14 protein-coding genes are annotated in these 18,292 nt (G+C 63.4%); 8 read left to right on the top strand and 6 right to left on the bottom strand.

The genetic code is table 11. From position 1 onward, the window contains the following. Positions 1-7: 7 nt before the first annotated feature. Complete coding sequence (locus ACIPHN_RS10075; protein WP_400435752.1) at positions 8-532, top strand: gamma carbonic anhydrase family protein; 525 nt, start codon at positions 8-10, stop codon at positions 530-532. A gap of 19 nt (positions 533-551) precedes the next feature. Continuing rightward, the gene (gene hppD, locus ACIPHN_RS10070; protein ID WP_400435750.1) at positions 552-1,628 is read left to right on the top strand and encodes a 4-hydroxyphenylpyruvate dioxygenase; all 1,077 of its coding nucleotides are present in this window, start codon (positions 552-554) and stop codon (positions 1,626-1,628) included. Positions 1,629-1,706: 78 nt separating this feature from the next. Here the strand turns inward: hppD and ACIPHN_RS10065 are convergent, their stop codons facing one another. Both ACIPHN_RS10065 and ACIPHN_RS10060 read right to left on the bottom strand, forming a co-directional pair. Then, positions 1,707-3,983, bottom strand: coding sequence for an NADP-dependent malic enzyme (locus tag ACIPHN_RS10065; protein ID WP_400435748.1), 2,277 nt, complete (start codon positions 3,981-3,983; stop codon positions 1,707-1,709). A gap of 461 nt (positions 3,984-4,444) precedes the next feature. Beyond that, the gene (locus ACIPHN_RS10060) at positions 4,445-5,299 is read right to left on the bottom strand and encodes an alpha/beta fold hydrolase (protein WP_400435747.1); all 855 of its coding nucleotides are present in this window, start codon (positions 5,297-5,299) and stop codon (positions 4,445-4,447) included. Between the two features lie 90 nt (positions 5,300-5,389). Here ACIPHN_RS10060 and ACIPHN_RS10055 point away from each other — a divergent pair, with 90 nt between their 5' ends. The 3 genes from ACIPHN_RS10055 (at position 5,390) to ACIPHN_RS10045 (ending at position 8,171) form a co-directional block, all read left to right on the top strand. After that, positions 5,390-6,241 (top strand): LysR family transcriptional regulator, encoded by an 852-nt coding sequence (locus ACIPHN_RS10055; RefSeq protein WP_400435745.1) that lies wholly within the window; start codon positions 5,390-5,392, stop codon positions 6,239-6,241. Between the two features lie 103 nt (positions 6,242-6,344). Continuing rightward, positions 6,345-6,782 carry a MarR family winged helix-turn-helix transcriptional regulator gene (locus tag ACIPHN_RS10050; protein WP_400435743.1) on the top strand — a complete coding sequence of 146 codons (438 nt, stop codon included), beginning with the start codon at positions 6,345-6,347 and terminating at the stop codon, positions 6,780-6,782. A gap of 87 nt (positions 6,783-6,869) precedes the next feature. Further along, the gene (locus tag ACIPHN_RS10045; RefSeq protein WP_400435741.1) at positions 6,870-8,171 is read left to right on the top strand and encodes an MFS transporter; all 1,302 of its coding nucleotides are present in this window, start codon (positions 6,870-6,872) and stop codon (positions 8,169-8,171) included. Between the two features lie 4 nt (positions 8,172-8,175). Here ACIPHN_RS10045 and ACIPHN_RS10040 read toward each other — a convergent pair whose 3' ends face one another. The 3 genes from ACIPHN_RS10040 to ACIPHN_RS10030 all read right to left on the bottom strand — a co-directional run bounded on the left by ACIPHN_RS10040 (position 8,176) and on the right by ACIPHN_RS10030 (position 12,764). Then, the gene (locus tag ACIPHN_RS10040) at positions 8,176-9,420 is read right to left on the bottom strand and encodes an aminotransferase class I/II-fold pyridoxal phosphate-dependent enzyme (protein WP_400435739.1); all 1,245 of its coding nucleotides are present in this window, start codon (positions 9,418-9,420) and stop codon (positions 8,176-8,178) included. 51 nt (positions 9,421-9,471) lie between these two features. Continuing rightward, positions 9,472-10,383, bottom strand: a complete 912-nt coding sequence (locus ACIPHN_RS10035; RefSeq protein WP_400435738.1) for a transporter substrate-binding domain-containing protein — start codon at positions 10,381-10,383, stop codon at positions 9,472-9,474. Between the two features lie 140 nt (positions 10,384-10,523). Continuing rightward, positions 10,524-12,764: a rhodanese-like domain-containing protein gene (locus tag ACIPHN_RS10030; RefSeq protein WP_400435736.1), complete on the bottom strand. Its 2,241-nt coding sequence runs from the start codon at positions 12,762-12,764 to the stop codon at positions 10,524-10,526. A 396-nt stretch (positions 12,765-13,160) separates the two neighbouring features. On the opposite strand from ACIPHN_RS10030, the gene ACIPHN_RS10025 reads away from it, so the two are divergent. Then, positions 13,161-13,856, top strand: a complete 696-nt coding sequence (locus tag ACIPHN_RS10025) for a hypothetical protein (RefSeq protein ID WP_400435734.1) — start codon at positions 13,161-13,163, stop codon at positions 13,854-13,856. Between the two features lie 107 nt (positions 13,857-13,963). After that, positions 13,964-14,485: a trypsin-like peptidase domain-containing protein gene (locus tag ACIPHN_RS10020; RefSeq protein ID WP_400435732.1), complete on the top strand. Its 522-nt coding sequence runs from the start codon at positions 13,964-13,966 to the stop codon at positions 14,483-14,485. Between the two features lie 174 nt (positions 14,486-14,659). Here the strand turns inward: ACIPHN_RS10020 and ACIPHN_RS10015 are convergent, their stop codons facing one another. Beyond that, positions 14,660-15,346 (bottom strand): GntR family transcriptional regulator, encoded by a 687-nt coding sequence (locus tag ACIPHN_RS10015; RefSeq protein ID WP_400435731.1) that lies wholly within the window; start codon positions 15,344-15,346, stop codon positions 14,660-14,662. Between the two features lie 222 nt (positions 15,347-15,568). Between ACIPHN_RS10015 and ACIPHN_RS10010 the strand changes: the two genes are divergently transcribed. Beyond that, entirely contained in the window at positions 15,569-18,286 is a 2,718-nt protein-coding gene (locus tag ACIPHN_RS10010; protein WP_400435729.1) for an AMP-binding protein, read from the top strand. The last annotated feature ends 6 nt before the right edge of the window (positions 18,287-18,292 follow it).

The following is an 18,292-nucleotide window of genomic DNA, read 5'->3' as shown; positions in this document are numbered from 1 at the left end:
GAACTCCATGACTCTTTATGCACTGGCGCAACAGCGTCCGGACATCGACGCCAGCGCCTACGTGGCCGCCGAGGCGGTCATCATCGGCCAGGCCGTGCTGGGCCAGCAGGTCAGCGTCTGGCCCGGCGCGGTGCTGCGGGCGGACAACGAACGCATCGCCATCGGCGCCGGCAGCAACATCCAGGAGGGCGCGGTGCTGCACACCGATCCCGGTTATCCTTTGCAGGTGGGCGCGAATGTCTCCATCGGGCACCAGGCCATGCTGCATGGCTGCACCGTGGGCGAAGGCAGCCTGATCGGCATCCAGGCGGTGATCCTCAACGGTGCCGTGATCGGCAAGAATTGCCTGGTCGGTGCGGGTGCGCTGGTGACCGAGGGCAAGCACTTCCCCGACAATTCGCTCATCATCGGCTCGCCTGCCAAGGTCTTGCGCGAACTCACGCCCGAGGCCATCGCCGGCATGCATGCCAATGCAGCCGACTACGTGGCGCGCGGCGCGTTCTATCAACAGGCGCTGGTGCGCATCGACTGACGCATCATAGGAGAGCATCATGAGCGGTCTGTTTGACAATCCCATGGGCCTGATGGGCTTCGAGTTCGTCGAGTTCGCCTCGCCCGTGCCGGGCCTGCTGGAATCGGTATTTGCCGCCATGGGCTTTGCCAAGGTGGCGGTGCACCGGTCCAAGCAGGTGAGCCTGTACCGCCAGGGCGGCATCAACTTCATCATCAACCACGAGCCGCGCAGCCACGCCGCCTATTTTGCCGCCGAGCACGGCCCCTGTGCCTGCGGCATGGCCTTCCGGGTCAAGGATTCGCACCGGGCCTATGCCCGTGCGCTGGAGCTGGGCGCGCAACCGGTCGAGATCCCCACCGGGCCGATGGAATTGCACCTGCCCGCCATCAAGGGCATCGGCGGCGCGCCGCTGTACCTGATCGACCGCTTCGGCGAGGGCAAGTCCATCTATGACATCGACTTCGAATTCATCGACGGCGTGGAGCGCAATCCGCCCGGTGCTGGCCTGAAGCTGATCGACCACCTGACCCACAATGTCTATCGCGGCCGCATGAGTTACTGGGCCGGTTTCTACGAGCGTCTGTTCAATTTCCGCGAGATCCGCTACTTCGATATCAAGGGCGAGTACACCGGCCTGACCTCGCGGGCCATGTCGGCGCCCGATGGCCTCATCCGCATCCCGCTCAACGAGGAGTCTGCCAGGGGCTCGGGGCAGATCGAGGAATTCCTGATGCAGTTCAATGGCGAGGGCATCCAGCACATCGCCCTGCTGACGGACAACCTGATCGATACCTGGGACCGCCTGCAACAGGCCGGCACGCCCTTCATGACCGCGCCACCGGCGACCTACTACGCCATGCTGGAGCGACGCCTGCCGGCGCACGGCGAGCCGACCGAGCAGCTCAAGACGCGCGGCATCCTGCTCGATGGCGCCACCGGCGAGGGCGGGCAGCGGCTGCTGTTGCAGATCTTCTCCAAGCCGCAACTGGGGCCGGTGTTCTTCGAGTTCATCCAGCGCAAGGGCGACGAGGGCTTCGGGGAGGGTAATTTCAAGGCCCTGTTCGAATCCATCGAGCGTGACCAGATCGAACGCGGCGTGCTGCAGACATCCTAAGCAGGCTGCGCCGGATCACAAAGAAAAACGCCCCGCCATCGTAGGATGGCGGGGCGTTGTTCATGGAGCTGCCGTTCTTCAGGCCTTGGACTTGCTGTCCTGTGCCTTGGCCGCTGCCAGCGCGGTCATGTTGATGACACGACGCACGGTGCTCGACGGGGTCAGCACATGCGCCGGTGCAGCCGCACCCAGCAGGATGGGGCCGATGGTGGTGCCCTGGCCGCTGCTGGTCTTGAGGACGTTGAAGAGGATGTTGGCGGCATCCAGGTTGGGGCAGACCAGCACGTTGGCCGAACCGGTCAGGCCGCTGTCGGCCAGGCCGACGCTGTGGCGGACCTTCTCGGACAGGGCCGCGTCGCCGTGCAGTTCACCGGCGGACTCGATCTGCGGCGCCAGCTTCTTGAAGTGCTCGTGGGCCTGCGCCATCTTGCGGGCCGACGGACGCGAGGAGCTGCCGTGGTTGGAGTGCGACAGGAAGGCCACCTTGGGCGGCACGCCGAAGCGCGCCACTTCCTCGGCCGCCGCCAGGGCGATGCGGGCCAGTTGCTCAGCGTCCGGGGTGTCGTTGACGTAGGTGTCGGTGATGAAGAGGGTTTGCTCGGGCAGCAGCACGGCGTTCAAGGCCGCGAATTCCTGGGCGCCGTCCTTCTTGCCGATCACCTTTTCCACATGGGCCAGGTGGCCGTCGTAGTTGCCGTCCAGACCGCACAGCATGGCATCGGCGTCGCCGGCCTTGACCATCAGCGCGGCCAGCAGGCTGCCGCTGGCGCGCACGTCGGCTTCGCTGCCACCCTGGTAGTGGGCGGCGTAGCCGGCCACGCGGGCATCGGTGGCGGGATCAATGATCTGCACGTTCTGGCCCGGCTTGATGCGCAGGCCAGCCTTCTTGATGCCGGCTTCGATGGCGGCGGGACGGCCCACCAGGATGGGCGCGGCCAGGCCTTCGTCGGCCACGAACTGCACGGCGCGCAGCACGCGCTCGTCTTCACCGTCGGCGTAGACCACGCGTTGCGGCGCGCGCTTGGCGGTGTTGAAGACGGGCTGCATGAACATGCCGGTCTGGTAGATGAAGCGGGTCAGCTCGGCGCGATAGGCGTCGAAGTCGGTGATGGGGCGGGTTGCCACGCCGGACTCGGCAGCGGCCTTGGCCACGGCCGGGGCGATCTTCAGGATCAGGCGCGAATCGAACGGGGTCGGGATCAGGTAGTCCGCACCGAACACCAGTTCCTTGCCGGGATAGGCGGCGCTGACTTCGGCGCTGGTCTCGGCCTTGGCCAGGTCGGCGATCTCGCGCACGCAGGCCAGCTTCATGGCTTCGGTGATCTTGGTGGCGCCGCAATCCAGCGCGCCACGGAAGATGTAGGGGAAGCACAGCACGTTGTTGACCTGGTTCGGATAGTCCGAACGGCCGGTGGCGATGATGCAATCCGGACGCACCGACTTGGCCAGCTCGGGGCGGATTTCCGGTTCCGGATTGGCCAGTGCCAGGATGATGGGCTTGTCGGCCATGGTCTTGACCATGTCGGCGGTCAGCACGCCCGGAGCCGAGCAACCCAGGAAGACGTCGGCGCCATTGACCACGTCGGCCAGGGTGCGTGCCTCGGTCTTGATGGCGTAGCGTTGCTTGGAGGCGTCCAGGCCACCGGGGCGGCCTTCATAGATGACGCCCTTGCTGTCGACCATGTAGACGTTCTCGCGCTTCACGCCCAGGCCGATCATCACTTCCACGCAGGCAATCGCTGCCGCGCCGGCGCCGGAGACGGCGATCTTGACCGCGCCGATGTCCTTGCCCACCAGTTCCAGGCCGTTCAGCAGGGCCGCCGAGGAGATGATGGCGGTACCGTGCTGGTCGTCGTGGAAGACCGGGATGTTCATGCGCGCCGACAGCTTCTGCTCGATGTAGAAGCACTCGGGAGCCTTGATGTCTTCCAGGTTGATGCCGCCCAGGGTCGGTTCCAGCGAGGCGATGATCTCGACCAGCTTGTCCGGGTCGGTCTCGGCCAGTTCGATGTCGAAGACGTCGACACCGGCGAACTTCTTGAACAGGCAACCCTTGCCTTCCATCACCGGCTTGGAAGCCAGCGGACCGATGTTGCCCAGGCCCAGCACGGCGGTGCCGTTGGAGACCACGGCCACCAGGTTGCCGCGCGAGGTGTAGTCGAAGGCCTTCAGGGGATCGGCTTCGATATCCAGGCAGGGATAGGCCACGCCCGGCGAGTAGGCCAGCGACAGGTCGCGCTGGTTCGACAGGGGCTTGGTGGGACGCACTTCGATCTTGCCGCGCGACGGCGAGCGGTGGTATTCACGGGCGGCGTCACGAAGAAGTTGCTCTGCGGCACTGATTTGTTGGGTCATGGTCTTGATGAAGAATAGAGACGGTATAGAGACGGTATAGAGACAGGGACGAAATTCGGTAGTTCGGCGATCCGGTGACAGGGAAGGCGAGGGCGTACAACCTTGGTCCCTTCCCGATGTTCCGGCAATAGCTGTTTCCTGCTTCGAATGCGGTGGATCAATCAACGCAGCGGTCCTGGCCGCTACGGATCCGGAGTCGCGTGCGGGAACGTTGATTCTACACGCATGCTTCGGCCCGTTCCGGGGCTTGTGGCGGCCGGATCGGGAGCGGGGAGGGGATATTACCTAAATTTTCGCAACTCGGGTTTTTTGCAGCGGCTTCATGCAGCATCGGCATGAAGTGGCGGTCATCGTGTGCTGGGCCGTTGCCCTCTGCGTATGTGCAAAGGCCGGCTTGCGCCGGCCCTGTACTTGCATATCGTTGTGGCGATCCCACCGGGGATATCGGCCTGGCCCGGCAATCAGACGCCGGAGAGGAAAGCCTGCAGGGTCCGGTTGAAGGCTGCCGGGTGCGAGACGTTCATGCCATGCGAGGCGCCCTGGATGACCTGTTGCTGGTTTTCCGGAATCCATTGCGCCAGGGCGGCGATGTTGTCGCGGTACATGCGCGGGCTCTTTTCACCACCGACCAGCAGGGTCTTGCATTGCAGTTCGGCGGCATCCATCTCGTTGTAGGCCGGCAGGTGATCTCGGAACTGCAGGGGCAGGGTATTGGCGTTGGCCGTGGCCATGGCACGGAAACCGGCCGGGCTGCGGCTCCAGGCGCCGGGCATGCTGACCGAATCGACGAACATTTCCAGGCCGGCGTCGATATCACCGGCTTCGATCAGCGTGGCCACCTTGGCGCGCAAGGCCAGCGTGGCGGGGGACAGCGCACCGGCATCGGCGTTGTGGGCATGCAACGGGCCGCCCGGATCAGCCAGGGTCAGCGAGCGGATCAGCTGGGGATACTGGTGTGCCGCGTGGAAGGCCACGCAAGCGCCACGCGAGTGACCGACCAGGTGCACCGGGCCCAGGTCCAGGCCGGCGATCAGTTGTGCCACTTCGTCAGCATGGGTGGCCCAGGAGAATGTGCCCTGCGTGCCGAAGTCGGCGCCCGGCCAATAGTGGCTCAGGCTCAGCGAGACGCAGTGGAAATCACGCGACAGTACCTCGGCCTGGGCATTCCAGTAGCGGTAGTCGCACAGCGAGCCGTGCACGAAGACCACGGTCTCCCCGCTGCCCTTGGAGACATAGGGCAACTGGCCACTGGCGTGGGTGTGCATCAGGCGCAGATCGGGATCGGCAAAGACGGCGAGGTCGGTACGGGCATTCATGGGTGATTTCCTTTGAACGCACTATGCCCGATGCGATGCTGCAAGAAAATCGCGTAATATTGATCGTTGCTATCAATTTTTCTGATCGATATGAAAGCCCTGGACCTGGATGTGATGGCCATGCTCGTGGCCGTGGCCGACACCGGCAACTTCAGCCGCGCGGCCGAATTGGTGCATCGCACGCAATCGGCGGTGAGCATGCAGATCCGCACGCTGGAGCTGGCGCTGGGCAAGCCGCTGTTCTTGCGCAAGCCGCGCAGCGTCATCCCGACCCAGGACGGCGAGGTCCTGCTGACCTATGCGCGGCGCATGCTGACCCTGCGCGACGAAGCCTGGGCCGCCGTGGTGCGCCCGGACGTGACGGGCCGCGTGGTCATGGGCATGCCGGACGACTATGCCTCGTCGCTGCTGCCGCCCATTCTCAAGAAGTTCTCGGCCAGTTATCCCAAGGTGGAAATCCAGGTGGTGGGCCTGCCCAGCTCCGCACTGGCACCGATGGTCAAGGAGGGCAGCGTGGATCTGGTGTGTGCCACGCGGGTCAAGGGGATCTCGGGGGAGTTCGTGCGTTTTGAACCGATGGTCTGGGCCACCGTGCCCAGCGCGGGGGATATCTGGCGCGAGCGGCCCTTGCCCATCGCGGTGTTCCTGCCGGGCAGCGTGGCGCGCGAGAATGCCATCCACAGCCTGGAGAAGGCCAGGATAGGCTATCGCACCTCCTACGAGAGTCCCAGCCTGATGGGGCTGCTCAGCATGGTGGAGGCCGGCCTGGCGGTGGCGCCCCTGGCGCGTTGCGCGGTACCGCGCCATTTCACCCTGCTGGACCAGGCGCACGGCCTGCCCGATATCGCGCCGCTGGAAGTGGTGCTGGCGCGCAGTACCAAGTCCAAGCGGCCGCCGTGTGATTTCCTGGCGGAGAAGATCATGGCGGAGTTGCGACGCTGATTTGCGACGCCGATGCGGAAGAGGACTTGACGCGGCGCCTGGATCGTCTCTATTATGCGTACACATCGATGCATATGCATAGTTAATCAACCCGGATATCCCCATGAACAAGGAAATCTGCACCTGCACCCCGTTGCGACGCCTCACGCGCAAGATGACCTTGCTTTACGATCATCATCTGCAGCCCAATGAACTGACCATCACCCAGTACTCGCTGATCAGCCGCATCGGCCGCCGAGGACCGATCGCCAACATCACCTTGGCCGCCGACATGGGCATGGACCGCAGCACCCTGAGCCGGGCGCTGAAGCCGCTGACGACAGCCGGCTGGATCGAGACGGTCGACCTGCCCGAGGAAGAGTTGCTGGACAAGCGCTCCTTCGCCTTGCAACTGACCGCTGCCGGCCGTATCAAGCTTGAGGAGGCGCGCCCCAACTGGCGCCGCGCCCAGGACGAGATCGACCGGCAACTCGGTCCCAAGCTCTCGCGCGAGATCATGGACGTCATCCAGGACGCCTATAGCCGGCTTCAGGATCTCTGACGCCGGGCCATCTTTACATCAGTTTTTCCAATCTCGATCTTCAACCTTCAACCTCCACCCAGCGTCATCCCCTCCATCAGGATCGCAATGAACAAGCTTACCCAATCACTCGCCAATGCCGTCGCGCCACGATTCCACTATGCCTGGGTCGTGGTGGGCGTGATCTTCCTCGTGCTGTTGTGTTCGGCCGGCATCCGCGCCACGCCATCGGTGATGATCCTGCCGCTGGAGCAGGAGTTCGGCTGGAACCGTTCCACCATCTCGGTGGTGATCTCGGTCAATATCGCCCTCTATGGCCTGATCGGCCCGTTCTCGGCCGCCGCCATGCAGCGCTTCGGCATCCGTCGCGTGGTGCTGGTGGCGCTGGTGCTGCTGGCCAGCGGCACGGCGCTGTCCACGCTCATGCACATGCCCTGGCATATGCTGCTGTCCTGGGGTCTGCTGGTCGGTGCCGGCACCGGCGTGGCCGCCAATACGCTGGGCGCGACCATCGTCAGCCGCTGGTTCGAGACCCGTCGCGGTCTGGCCATGGGCTTGCTGACCGCCAGTGCGGCCACCGGCCAGATGGTGTTCCTGCCGCTGATGGCGTCCATGGTCGGCAACTATGGCTGGCGCTCGGTGGCGTTCCTGGTCTCGGCGGTGGCCTTGCTGGCCATTCCGCTGGTGTGGCTGCTGCTGCCGGAAGGTCCGGGCGCGGTCGGCCTGAAGATGGTCGGCCAGACCAGCGATAACAAGGACGAAGGCCTGTCCCGCCGGAACCCGCTGGCCATTGCCCTGGGCGCCTTGCGCACCTCGGTGCGCATGCCGGACTTCTGGCTGCTGTTCATGAGCTTCTTCGTCTGTGGCCTCTCCACCAATGGCTACATCGGTACCCAGTTCATCGCCATGTGCAATGACTATGGCATCAACGAAGTGAGCAGCGCGTCCATCCTGGCGGCCATGGGCATGCTGGATCTGGTCGGCACGACGCTCTCGGGCTGGCTCTCTGACCGCTACAACCCACGTATTTTGCTGTTCTGGTACTACGGCCTGCGCGGCCTGGCGCTGATCTTCCTGCCCTATGCCTTTGGCTTGCAGTACTACGGCCTGACCATCTTCGCGCTCTTCTATGGCCTGGACTGGATCGCGACCGTACCGCCCACCGTGCGCCTGGCCAATGACGTCTTCGGTCGCCTGGCCGCACCCGTGGTATTCGGCTGGATCGTCGCCGGCCACCAGCTGGGCGCGGCCACGGCGACCACCGTGGCGGGCTACATGCGTGCCTCGATGGGCAACTACACGGCCTCGTCGATCATGATGGGCGTGGCCTGCCTGATCGGCGCGGTGCTGGTGTTGCGCATCAAGGGCAACCAGGGCAATCCGGGCAGCGCCCAGACCGCGGCGGCCTGACGACCTAGGCGGCTGCCTTCTCCGGCTGGCGTAGCGCTGCCACTGCGCGCGCCAGCCGTCCCACCGCATCCTGCAGGACCTCATCGGCAGCCGCCGTGGAGAGCCGCAGATAGGGTGACAGGCCGAACGCGCCTCCATCCACCACCGCCAGTCCCTCCGACTCCAGCAGCCACTGCACGGCATCCTGGTCGTTGGCGATCACGGCGCCATCCGGGCGCACCTGGCCGATCAACCCACCGCAATGTACGAAGGCAAAGAAGGAGCCATCGATGCGCCGCAGCGCCAGGCCGGGAATGCCTGCGATAGCGTCTTCCACAAGCCTGGCGCGGCGTGCATAGGCTGCTCGGGCGATGACGGCAAAACTCTGGTCGGGCGACTCCAGGGCCGCCAGTGTGGCGGCCTGGGCAATCGCGTTCGGCCCGGACGAGACCTGCGACTGGATCACCACCATCGCCTGGATCAGCGTCTTGGGGCCGGCGCCCCAGCCGATGCGCCAACCTGTCATGGCATAGGTTTTCGAGGCGCCTCCTACCAATAGACTGCGCGACTTCAGGTCCGGCGCCACGTGCAGCCAGTGCGCTGGCGCCTCGGGTGTGAACCAGATGTGTTCGTACAGTTCGTCCAGCAGCACCAGCACTTGCGGATGGCGGCGCAGCACCTCGGCCAGCGCGGCCAGTTCGTCGCGCTCGTAGACGGCGCCGGACGGATTGCCCGGCGTGTTGAGCACCAGCCAGCGCGTGCGCGGGGTGATGGCCGCCTCCAGCGCCTGGGCGCTGAGCTTGTAGCCGGTCTCGATCCCGCAGGGGACGAACACCGGCACGCCATCGTTGACCAGCACCATGTCCGGGAAGGATGGCCAGTAGGGCGTGGGGACGATGACTTCGTCGCCCGCATCCAGGGTCGCGGCGAAGGCGCTGTAGATCACCTGCTTGCCACCGGCGCTGACCAGGATATCGGCCACGCCGTAGTCCAGTGCGTACTCGCGCTGGTACTTGGCACCGATGGCGCGGCGCAGGGCCAGCGTGCCAGGCGTGGGCGTGTACTTGGTCTCGCCGCGCGCCATCGCGGCGTTGGCCGCCTGCTTGATGAACTCCGGCGTGTCGAAATCGGGCTCGCCGGTGGTCAGGGAAATCACGTCGCGGCCTTCGGCAATCAGTGCGGCAGCACGTGCCGCAGCAGCGGCATTGGGCGAGAGCTTCACGCGGCGCACGCGTTGCGACAGCGGGAAAGCGGGGGAATCCTTGCTCATGAAAAAGACCTTTCTTCAGATGACATCAGGTGGACGGTCAGCGTGCGTGGCTTACTGCCTGGCCACCTTGGGAGCAGCCTCTTGCTGGGCGCTCTTGTAGACCTCGAAATCAAACGGCGCGCGGTCGAACTTCCCCTTCAGGGCGAGATCATGCCGGCTGGCGATCCACTGGTCGGGCACGCCCCATTTGCGCGCCTGCTTGAGCAGGAAGCCGGAACGGTGCCAATCCTGGATGGCCTGGTCGACGAAGGCCTGGGTGTCGCTTTCCCCCTTGCGCATCCAGACCACCGTGGGGGAGGGGATCAGTTGATCCTGTGTGCCCAGGGCGAAATCCTTCCACTGCTCGCTGCCATCTCCGTGCAGGGTGTTGTAGAGCACCGGATAGACGTGCACCGAGGCCGCGCAGGTGCCGCCCTTGAGTGCCAGCAGGGATTCGGGGATGCCGCGCAAGCCCTTGACCACCGCGCCATAGCTCTCGGCCAGCGGCTTGGCGTAGTTGCTGCCCTGGGAGACGCAGGCGACCTTGCCGCGCAGGTCTTCCCAGCGCTTGATGCCGCTGGACTTGGCCACCAGCGCGCCGCCGCCGATGAGGTCATAGGGCGTGGGGGCGAAGGCCAGGGTGTCATTGCGCTCGCGGGTCCACTGGATGTTGGCCACCAGCAGGTCGACCTTGCCGGTCTGCAGGAATTGAACGCGGGTGGAGGCGGTGACGGAGACGGTTTCCAGCGTCACGCCCAGGCGGCGCGCCAGGTCGGCAGCCAGTTCGAACTGGTAGCCGCCGGTCTTGCCGGTGGCCGGGTCCATCACGCCGAAGGGCGGACTGACGCCATCGACGCCCACCGACAGCTTGCCGCGCTGCTTGATCTTGTCGAGCGTAGTATCGGCCTGGGCGCTGTGACAGGCCAGGGTGGTGAGCAGGAGAGCCAGCAGGGGAGCAGTACGGGAGAGTGAGGGGAGGCGCATGAGGGGTATCCGGGCGGTTGCCGTGAAAAGAGCCATCCATCTTGCGCCCGCCGCCTGCGCCCTCGCAACGAAGCTTTTTGCGTTTGCTAATGCGGTTTGTGGCGCCGGCCCTGCGCCATGGACGAGGGCCGGCGTGTACCTCAGTCGATCAGCTGGATGCCGGTATGGCCTTCGCGCGCCAGCTGCGCCACCAGTCCCAGCTCCCACTCCAGATAGTCGACAAAGCCGGCATTGCGCAGGGCCAGGTCGTGGTGCAGATAGGGGCTGTAGCTCTGGTCGTCATCACCGGTGAGCACGCCCTCGCTGCCTTGGCCGATGGGCAGGCCGGCACGGCGCCATGCCTGCGTGCCACCCAGTACCGAGACGACTTCGTGGCCGCTGCGCTGTGCCGCATCCAGGCCCGAGGCGATGCTGTGGGCCAGTACGCCGTCGCCGGAGGCCAGCAGCACCGCCTGGCCGGCCGGCAAGGCGGCAATGTGCTGCACCAGGCTGCCCGGGGCGACGAAGGAGGCGGCGGCGATGTGGCCCTTTTCATAGGCGGCGCGATGGTCGATGTCGATCACCACGGCTTGTCCTGCACTGAGCCACTTGGCCGCCTGTGTGGCCGCCACTTGCGGCGCGGGGGGATTGGGGGCCAGCACGCGTACCGGTTCTGCGCCGGTCACCCGAGTGGACTGCGGGCCATGCGTTGGTGGCGTGTAGACCGAGACATCCCAACCCAGTTGCGCCAGCCATGCGCCGGTGGTCAGGGCGCGCACGCCATCCCAGTCGGCCAGCACGATGCGCGCGCCACGGGTGGCCGCGTACTCGTCGGTAGCTTGCACCAGCTGGCCACCGGGGGCCCAGCGCCAGCCTTCCAGGTGGCCGGCCTGGTATTCCTCGCGGGTGCGCACGTCGAAGCGATACAGGGTACGTTCCTGGCCGGTCTCGGCGGCGTCCTGCCAGCGCTGCAGGGTGGCGGCATCGATGCGACGCACACCGGCCCGCTCGGCCACGGCGGCGGCGCGCTCACGCGCGGTGGCCAGGTTCTCGGGCGAGGGTTCGGGCAGCGGGGTCTGGCGGCCATGGGCCAGTTCGCGCCCGGTCAGCAACCAGTCCATGGTGCCGTTGCGCAGCGAGACCACACGATTGGGAATGCCGGCATCGATGAGGGTCTGGGCGCCGACGATGCTGCGGGTGCGGCCGGCGCAATTGACCACCACCAGCGTGGCGGGATCGGGGGCCAGCTCGCCGATGCGATAGACCAGTTCCGCACCGGGCACGCTATGGGCGAAGGGCAGGCTGAAGGCGGCGAATTCCTCGGGTGTACGACTGTCGACCACCACCACGTTTTCGCCGGCCTGGACCGATCGTTCCAGTTCCTCGGAGGTGATCCACGGGGTGTGCTTCTCGTGTTCGATGACTTCGCCAAAGGCCTTGCTGGGCACGTTGGTGCCGCTGAAGATTTCCAGGCCGGCGGCAGCCCAGGCATCGGTGCCTCCGGCCAGGACCGACACATTGGTCCAGCCCAGGCGCACCAGTTGGTGGGCGGCGGCATGGGCCACGGCTTCATCACCATCGGTGAGCACCACGCGGGTCTGGCGGCGCGGCACCAGGCGGTCGATCTCCAGCGGCAGGCGCCATAACGGCGCCGAGGCGGCGAAGAGGATGTGACGACGCGCAAACACACCGGCATCGCGCACGTCGAGCAGGGCGATCTCGTCGCCGTCGGCCAGTGCCGCCTTCAGTTCGGTGGCAGAGATACGGGCGTGGCGGATACCGGCCGGCGCGCTGAAGGTGCGATAGCTGCCGCCGCTGCGGGTCTCGAATACCACGCGTTCGGGCATGCGGTCCAGGCCACGTCCATAGAAATGCAGATGCAGGCCGGTCTGCTCGCCCAGCAGTTCGATGGTGTGCACATCGGTGGGGCTGAGGATCACCGAATTACCCACCACCACATCGACCGTGCGCTCGGGCGTGAGACTGTCTCGTGCCGGGTCGCTGGTCTGGTCGCGACGATAGAAGATGTTGCGCTCGATACCCTGCACGCCGCTGATGATGGCCCAGGTGGTGTGGTCATGCGGCAGCACCGCCTTGCCCGGCAGGCCGGCCGACAGGTAGAGGGCATAGCTGCCGTCGCCCTGTTCGCTGAGGCGATAGACGACAGCGGGATGGTCGGCATCGACGGTGAAGTCTTTCTCGGGGAAGAGTTCGCGTTGTTGCGCCAGCACCTCAAGCTGGCGCGCCACCGCCTGCAATTGTCCGGCGGTGGGCTGGGCCGGATCGGGCAGCAACTGGCGGGCACTGGCGATGAAGTGCGCAACGGCAGCGGCGCGGCGGCTGCCGGTATCGGCCGGGGCGGGTGAGGGGGCGGGAACGATGGCAAGCGGGGTCGAGGTCATGGCGTCGGAAGCGGATGGATGAAAACGGATTTGTCACGGTAAGCCCCACCTCGGGGACTGGCAACGAAGAAATCCGCCGATCCATATACGTAAATCGCTGGTGGCCACGATGGCGCTTGGCAAGCTACTGGTGATCGCCGTGTGCAGTGTCACGGAGGTGCCCAGGCCGTTACTGGCCGGCGATGCACACAGGGCGACGGTGGCCGGGACTTTTCCCACGGTAATCTGCAAAACGCTGCCTCGTAGATGAGGAAGCTGAAGTGCACGTTCTTAGTAGAAAAGTTAAAATATTGTCAATGAGTACGGCGTCAAATCTGTTCACAGGCAATTGAGCTGTTCTCAAGGGTTAGCTGCCACTCAGACAAAAAAGAATTTAATCAACCACGGGGAACAAACATGTTAGGGAAGCTCAAATATGCTGCACCAATCATCCTTGTAGTCTCAGGATGCGCAACTCAGGGGGTGAGCTCGTACAGCTATACTCCAAGCTCCGTTAGTGCTGTAAAGAACGAGGCAGAGGTATCAGCGCCGTATTCCCAGGTATGGGACAAGCTTGTCAGAGAACTTTCAAAAAGCTTCTACGTTATTAATAATATTGATAAGGAATCGAGGATTATTAATCTCTCGTTCTCTACTCCCAACGCTTCTCAATACATCGATTGCGGAAAAACGCACCGGACCTACACCCGAGGTGAGACGGTGGAAAAATATGACTACGATGTCGCCGCTTCTTCACAGTTTCGCGTAGCTACTGAAAAGCAGGAGCACCCAGCGTTTTCCAACTATATCGTAGTTAAGAGGAATACAAACCTCGAAGGACGAGTCAACGTTTATCTAGCTCCGTCCGATACGAATGACAAGAGGACGATGGTCACCGTAAACACACGTTACATACTGAACATTCAGGCTCGCCGACAGATTGTTGCCGAACATTTGAATGGGAATGTCTTTGATCGCGGAACCACCAGCGAAAGCACTTCGCTTTCGTTTAACACTAATAAATCGGTTTCCCAAGATATAGGTGGGGGGCAAATGGTTACCTGCTATTCAAAAGGAAAGCTTGAGAAAGAAATATTAGACTTTATCAACTAAGTTAGCTGCCCTAAGTTACACGTTTTATGTGCCCCTCCAAAGAGTCGAGTACAAGCCCTCTTTGCGGGGGCGGTAATAGCCAATTTTCTCCATTAGTCTAGATTTAGTTGCGCCTGTTCTGTTCACGTAAGGGCGATATCCAGTGGAATGTCAAGACCGCCGAATTGCTGCCGCCGGCCCAGGTGATGTTTGCGCTCTTCCGCGGCGAATTGCGGAAGGATGGTCATTCGATCCCCGTCCCCAAGTTGACGCCGCTGTTGGTGGAAAAGTTTGACGAGGCCCCCGGCGTGCGACCGATGCCCCTGCGGGTGGATGAGCCGGGTATCGGCGAAGATGTCTATGCGCTGGGCTCGCCCCTGGGCGACACCTTCAACACCACGCTCACGCGCGGCATCCTCAGCGGCGTGCGCGTGCTCAAGGATCAGGAATTCCTGCAAAGCGACGTGGCCATCCTGCCGGGCAGCAGTGGCGGCCCCTTGCTGGACAAGTCCGGCCAGGTGGTCGGCATCACGGTAGCCGGCCTGGGTGCCAAAGGCCTGGCCGGGATGAACTTCTTCATCCCGCTGGCCAGCGCCATCGACAAGCTGAACCTGCAGTTGCAGAGCCCGGGTGTGAAGAAGGCCCAGTAAGTCCTGGCTGACCCAGACCTGCATGTCGTCCACCGGAAACGATGGACGGCATTATTTTTTATATCATTTTCGGCGTCAGGTCGACCTGCGGCAGGCGCAACTTTTGCCGGCTGCGGACCTGGACCACGGGCAGGGCCAGGTATTGCTGCTGGATCCGGTGACCGGCAAGCCAGATCAAGAAACTGCGATGCCGTTTTCAACAGCTCGCGAAAGAATAAACACGTAATCGGCAAACTCAGGCCGATGAATATCCAGATGTAGAAACATCAAATCAGCGGCAACCTCTGCCTTGCCCGCCTTGATCGCCTCGGCGATCGCGACATGCTCATGCGCAGTGGCATCGCGCCGACCGGCCACGCGGTGGATATGTTCCCGATATGGCGCTGCGCGACGGCGCAACTGCTTGGCCGAATCTTCCAGCAAGCGGTTACAACTGCCGGCGTAAATGATTTCGTGGAAACGTTTGTTTGCTGCCGAGTACACACTCGAATCTTGATCCTGTGCTGCCTGTACGGTGTCGGTCGCAGCCTGCATCAAGTGCACTACTTCATGCGGCTTCATGCGCCGTGCGGCCAAGCGCGCTGAGGCAGACTCCAGCACGGCCAACATTTCAAACAACTCGAACACGCTGGCAAGCGAAATGCGCGAGACGAACACGCCCTGACGCGCACGATGTTCGGCCAGTCCATCGGCAACCAAACGGCCAAGCGCTTCCCGGATGGGGGTGCGCGATACCCCATGCAACGCTGCCAGTTGACGCTCATCGAGACGCTCTCCAGGGCCGTAGGTGCCGTTGAGGATATCCGCTTCAATGGCGCGGCTGATGCGGTCGGCTTGCGAGGTGCTTTCGTCTTCGGACATGAGATTTTTCCTGAATTTCCTAAATGGCTTGCGCATGATATCGCATTTCATGTTTGACAAGCCCAGGCGGACGTTTTGGTGCACCTATAATAAATAACTAAAAACCTAAAATAAGTTCTTGTATACCAGGATAGGCAATAGGTATATATTCGACGCAAGCAAATCGGCATCACCTACACCAGGCATCCCGAACCAACGGGAGCCAACATCAAGGAGGAGACCTTGTCCCAAGCAAGCTTCATTGGCATGCCGGTCGACGCACGCCTGGCGGCCCTGTTCCCGCCCGACTGCCGTGTGCCGCTGCCATCCGCATCGCATCTGCGCATGATGCATGGGCGTGCCGCCGGCCGCACCGTGCTGGCGGTGGCCACCGATCCCATCGCCGACAAAGGCGCCCTGGGCCTGGCCGAATGCCAGGACTTACGACGCGCCATCCGCCTGGCGCAGTCATCTGGTGCGGTATTGCTGTTGATACTCGACTCCGCCGGCGCGCAGTTGTATGAAGGCCTTGCGATCCAGGGGGCATTGCGTCAGCTGATGACAGAACTGCTGGATGCGCGTCTGGATGGCATGCCCATGCTGGCTCTGTTAGGCCGCAACGTCTTTGGTGGCGCGAGCATGATTGCCCATGCCGCTGCGCGACGCTGTTACAGCCCCGCCACCCTGCTCGCCATGACCGGCCCTCGCGTGGTGCAACAAAGTGACCCCACGGTGCATTCGGTGGAAGAAGTGCTCGCCGTCATCAAAGGTAGCGCCCGCAGCCACTGGGGCGGGCGCGAACAATTGCTCGATGATGCAGCGAAGACCTACGCCGCAGCCATGCAGCACTGGGTGGGCAAGACCACCGTTGAACATACCGCCCCTGACATCGACGACGAACGCTGGCAACTGCAAGAACGCCTGGACGTCGTCGGCCTGGGTGGCAGTGCAACCGTCACGCTGGAAGGCAGCGCCCTGCGCGCAGCGACGCACGCTCCGACAGGTTGTGCCGATGCCCTGCAATTGGCGCAACTGGTCGATGCAGCAGGTACCGGCCCCCTGCACCTGCATCTTGCCAGCAATGGCCACAGCGCTCTTCTGGCTGACGAACGCCTGTTGCTCAGCCAATACCTGATGCACCTGGCGCGCACCATCCGGCGCCGGGTGCGCGCTGGCCAGCCAGTCCATCTGCATATCGAAGGCGACATCTCAGGTGGCATCTATATCGCCACAGCTGGTGCCGCTTCGAGCGTCAACGTCAGCGCCACCGGCAGCGTACGCACGTTGCCACCCGCCGCCCTCTCCGAGATCCTCGCGCACCCCGACCGTGTCGACGCTAGCGCCGACATCGACCCGATCCGTTATCCGGCACTGGGCGTGGCCGATACCGTTTCCACTTCTCTCTCTACCATCATGAATGCCAATATCTTTGCCAACTTTGAAGACATCGCCCGCCAGCACCCGGACGCCACCTGCATCGAAACACCTGAAGGCCAACGCCTCACCTATGGCGCAATGCTGGCGCTCACTGCCCGCTATGCCAATGCCCTGCGCGCGCTGGGTGTTACGGCAGGTGAACGGGTGGCAGTACAAGTCGACAAATCGCTGGAGAACTTCTGCCTGTATCTGGCCACCTTGCGCCTGGGCGCCATCTATCTACCGCTCAACACCGCCTATCATCCCAACGAACTACAGTACTTCATGCAGGACGCCGCACCCCACGTATTCATCTGCTCCCCGACCAACCTCGCCACGTTGGCGCCGCTGGCCGCCGCCAATGGTGTGGCTCACAGCCTGAGCCTCGGCGACGACAATCGCGGTAGCTTCATCGACTACCTTAACCAGTGTGCGACAGCGACCACTGAGTTCGACACCGTCCACACCGCTGCCGATGATGTGGCGCTGATCATCTATACCTCTGGCACCACCGGCAGGCCCAAAGGCGCGATGCTCACGCATGCCAATCTGCTCAGCAATGGGCGCGCCCTCACCAAGCTATGGCAGTTCACGCGCGAAGATGTCCTGTTGCACGCGCTCCCCCTGTTTCATGCGCATGGGCTTTTCATCTCCAGTCACTGCACCTTGTTATCGGGCAGCAGCATCCTGTTGCTGAAGAAATTCGACGCTGCACAGGTAGTTGGATTGCTCTCACGCGCTACCGTAATGGTGGGGGTACCGACCTTCTATTCTCGTCTGCTCGGGCAGAGCGACTTCACCGCCGCCAGCGCTGCAGCCATGCGCCTATTCATTTCCGGCTCGGCACCACTGCTAGCCGAGACCAATAGCGCCTTCCTGCAACGTTGTGGCCACGTGGTACTGGAACGCTATGGCATGACCGAGTCGGCCATCATCAGCTCCAACCCGTGCAGCGGCGAACGCCGCATCGGCTCGGTCGGTCCGGCCATCGAAGGCGTCGAGGTGCGCATCGCCGACGCAGACGACCTGCCGCTGGGATTCGATACCGTCGGCGGCATCCAGATCCGTGGCAGCGGCGTCATGAAAGGCTATTGGCGCAATCCACAGAAGACTGCCGACGAGTTCAGTGCCGATGGCTGGTTCCGCACGGGCGACCTCGGCACGCTGAGCGACGACGGCTACCTGACCATCGTCGGTCGCGCCAAGGACCTTGTGATTTCCGGTGGCTACAACGTCTACCCAAAAGAAGTCGAGATGGCCATTGATGCCCTGCCCGGTGTGCTTGAATCGGCCGTCATCGGCGTGCCCGACCGCGATTTCGGCGAGGCGGTCAATGCCGTGGTCGTGCTGGCCCCCACCACAGGCGAGCCAGGCCACGACGGTATCAACGATCAATCCATCATCCAATCGTTGAAGGCGCAGATGGCCAGCTACAAGGTACCCAAGCATGTTCATTTCGTCACCGAACTGCCGCGCAACGCCATGGGAAAGGTATTGAAAAACGTCTTGCGCGACACCTATGGCAAGCCCGCAGCGGCCAATTAGGCAGCT

This window comes from Herbaspirillum sp. NPDC087042, from assembly GCF_044745245.1.
Taxonomy (GTDB): Bacteria; Pseudomonadota; Gammaproteobacteria; order Burkholderiales; family Burkholderiaceae_D; genus Herbaspirillum.
Note: the sequence above shows the minus strand (reverse complement) of the source record. Positions and strands in the feature narration are given on the sequence as shown.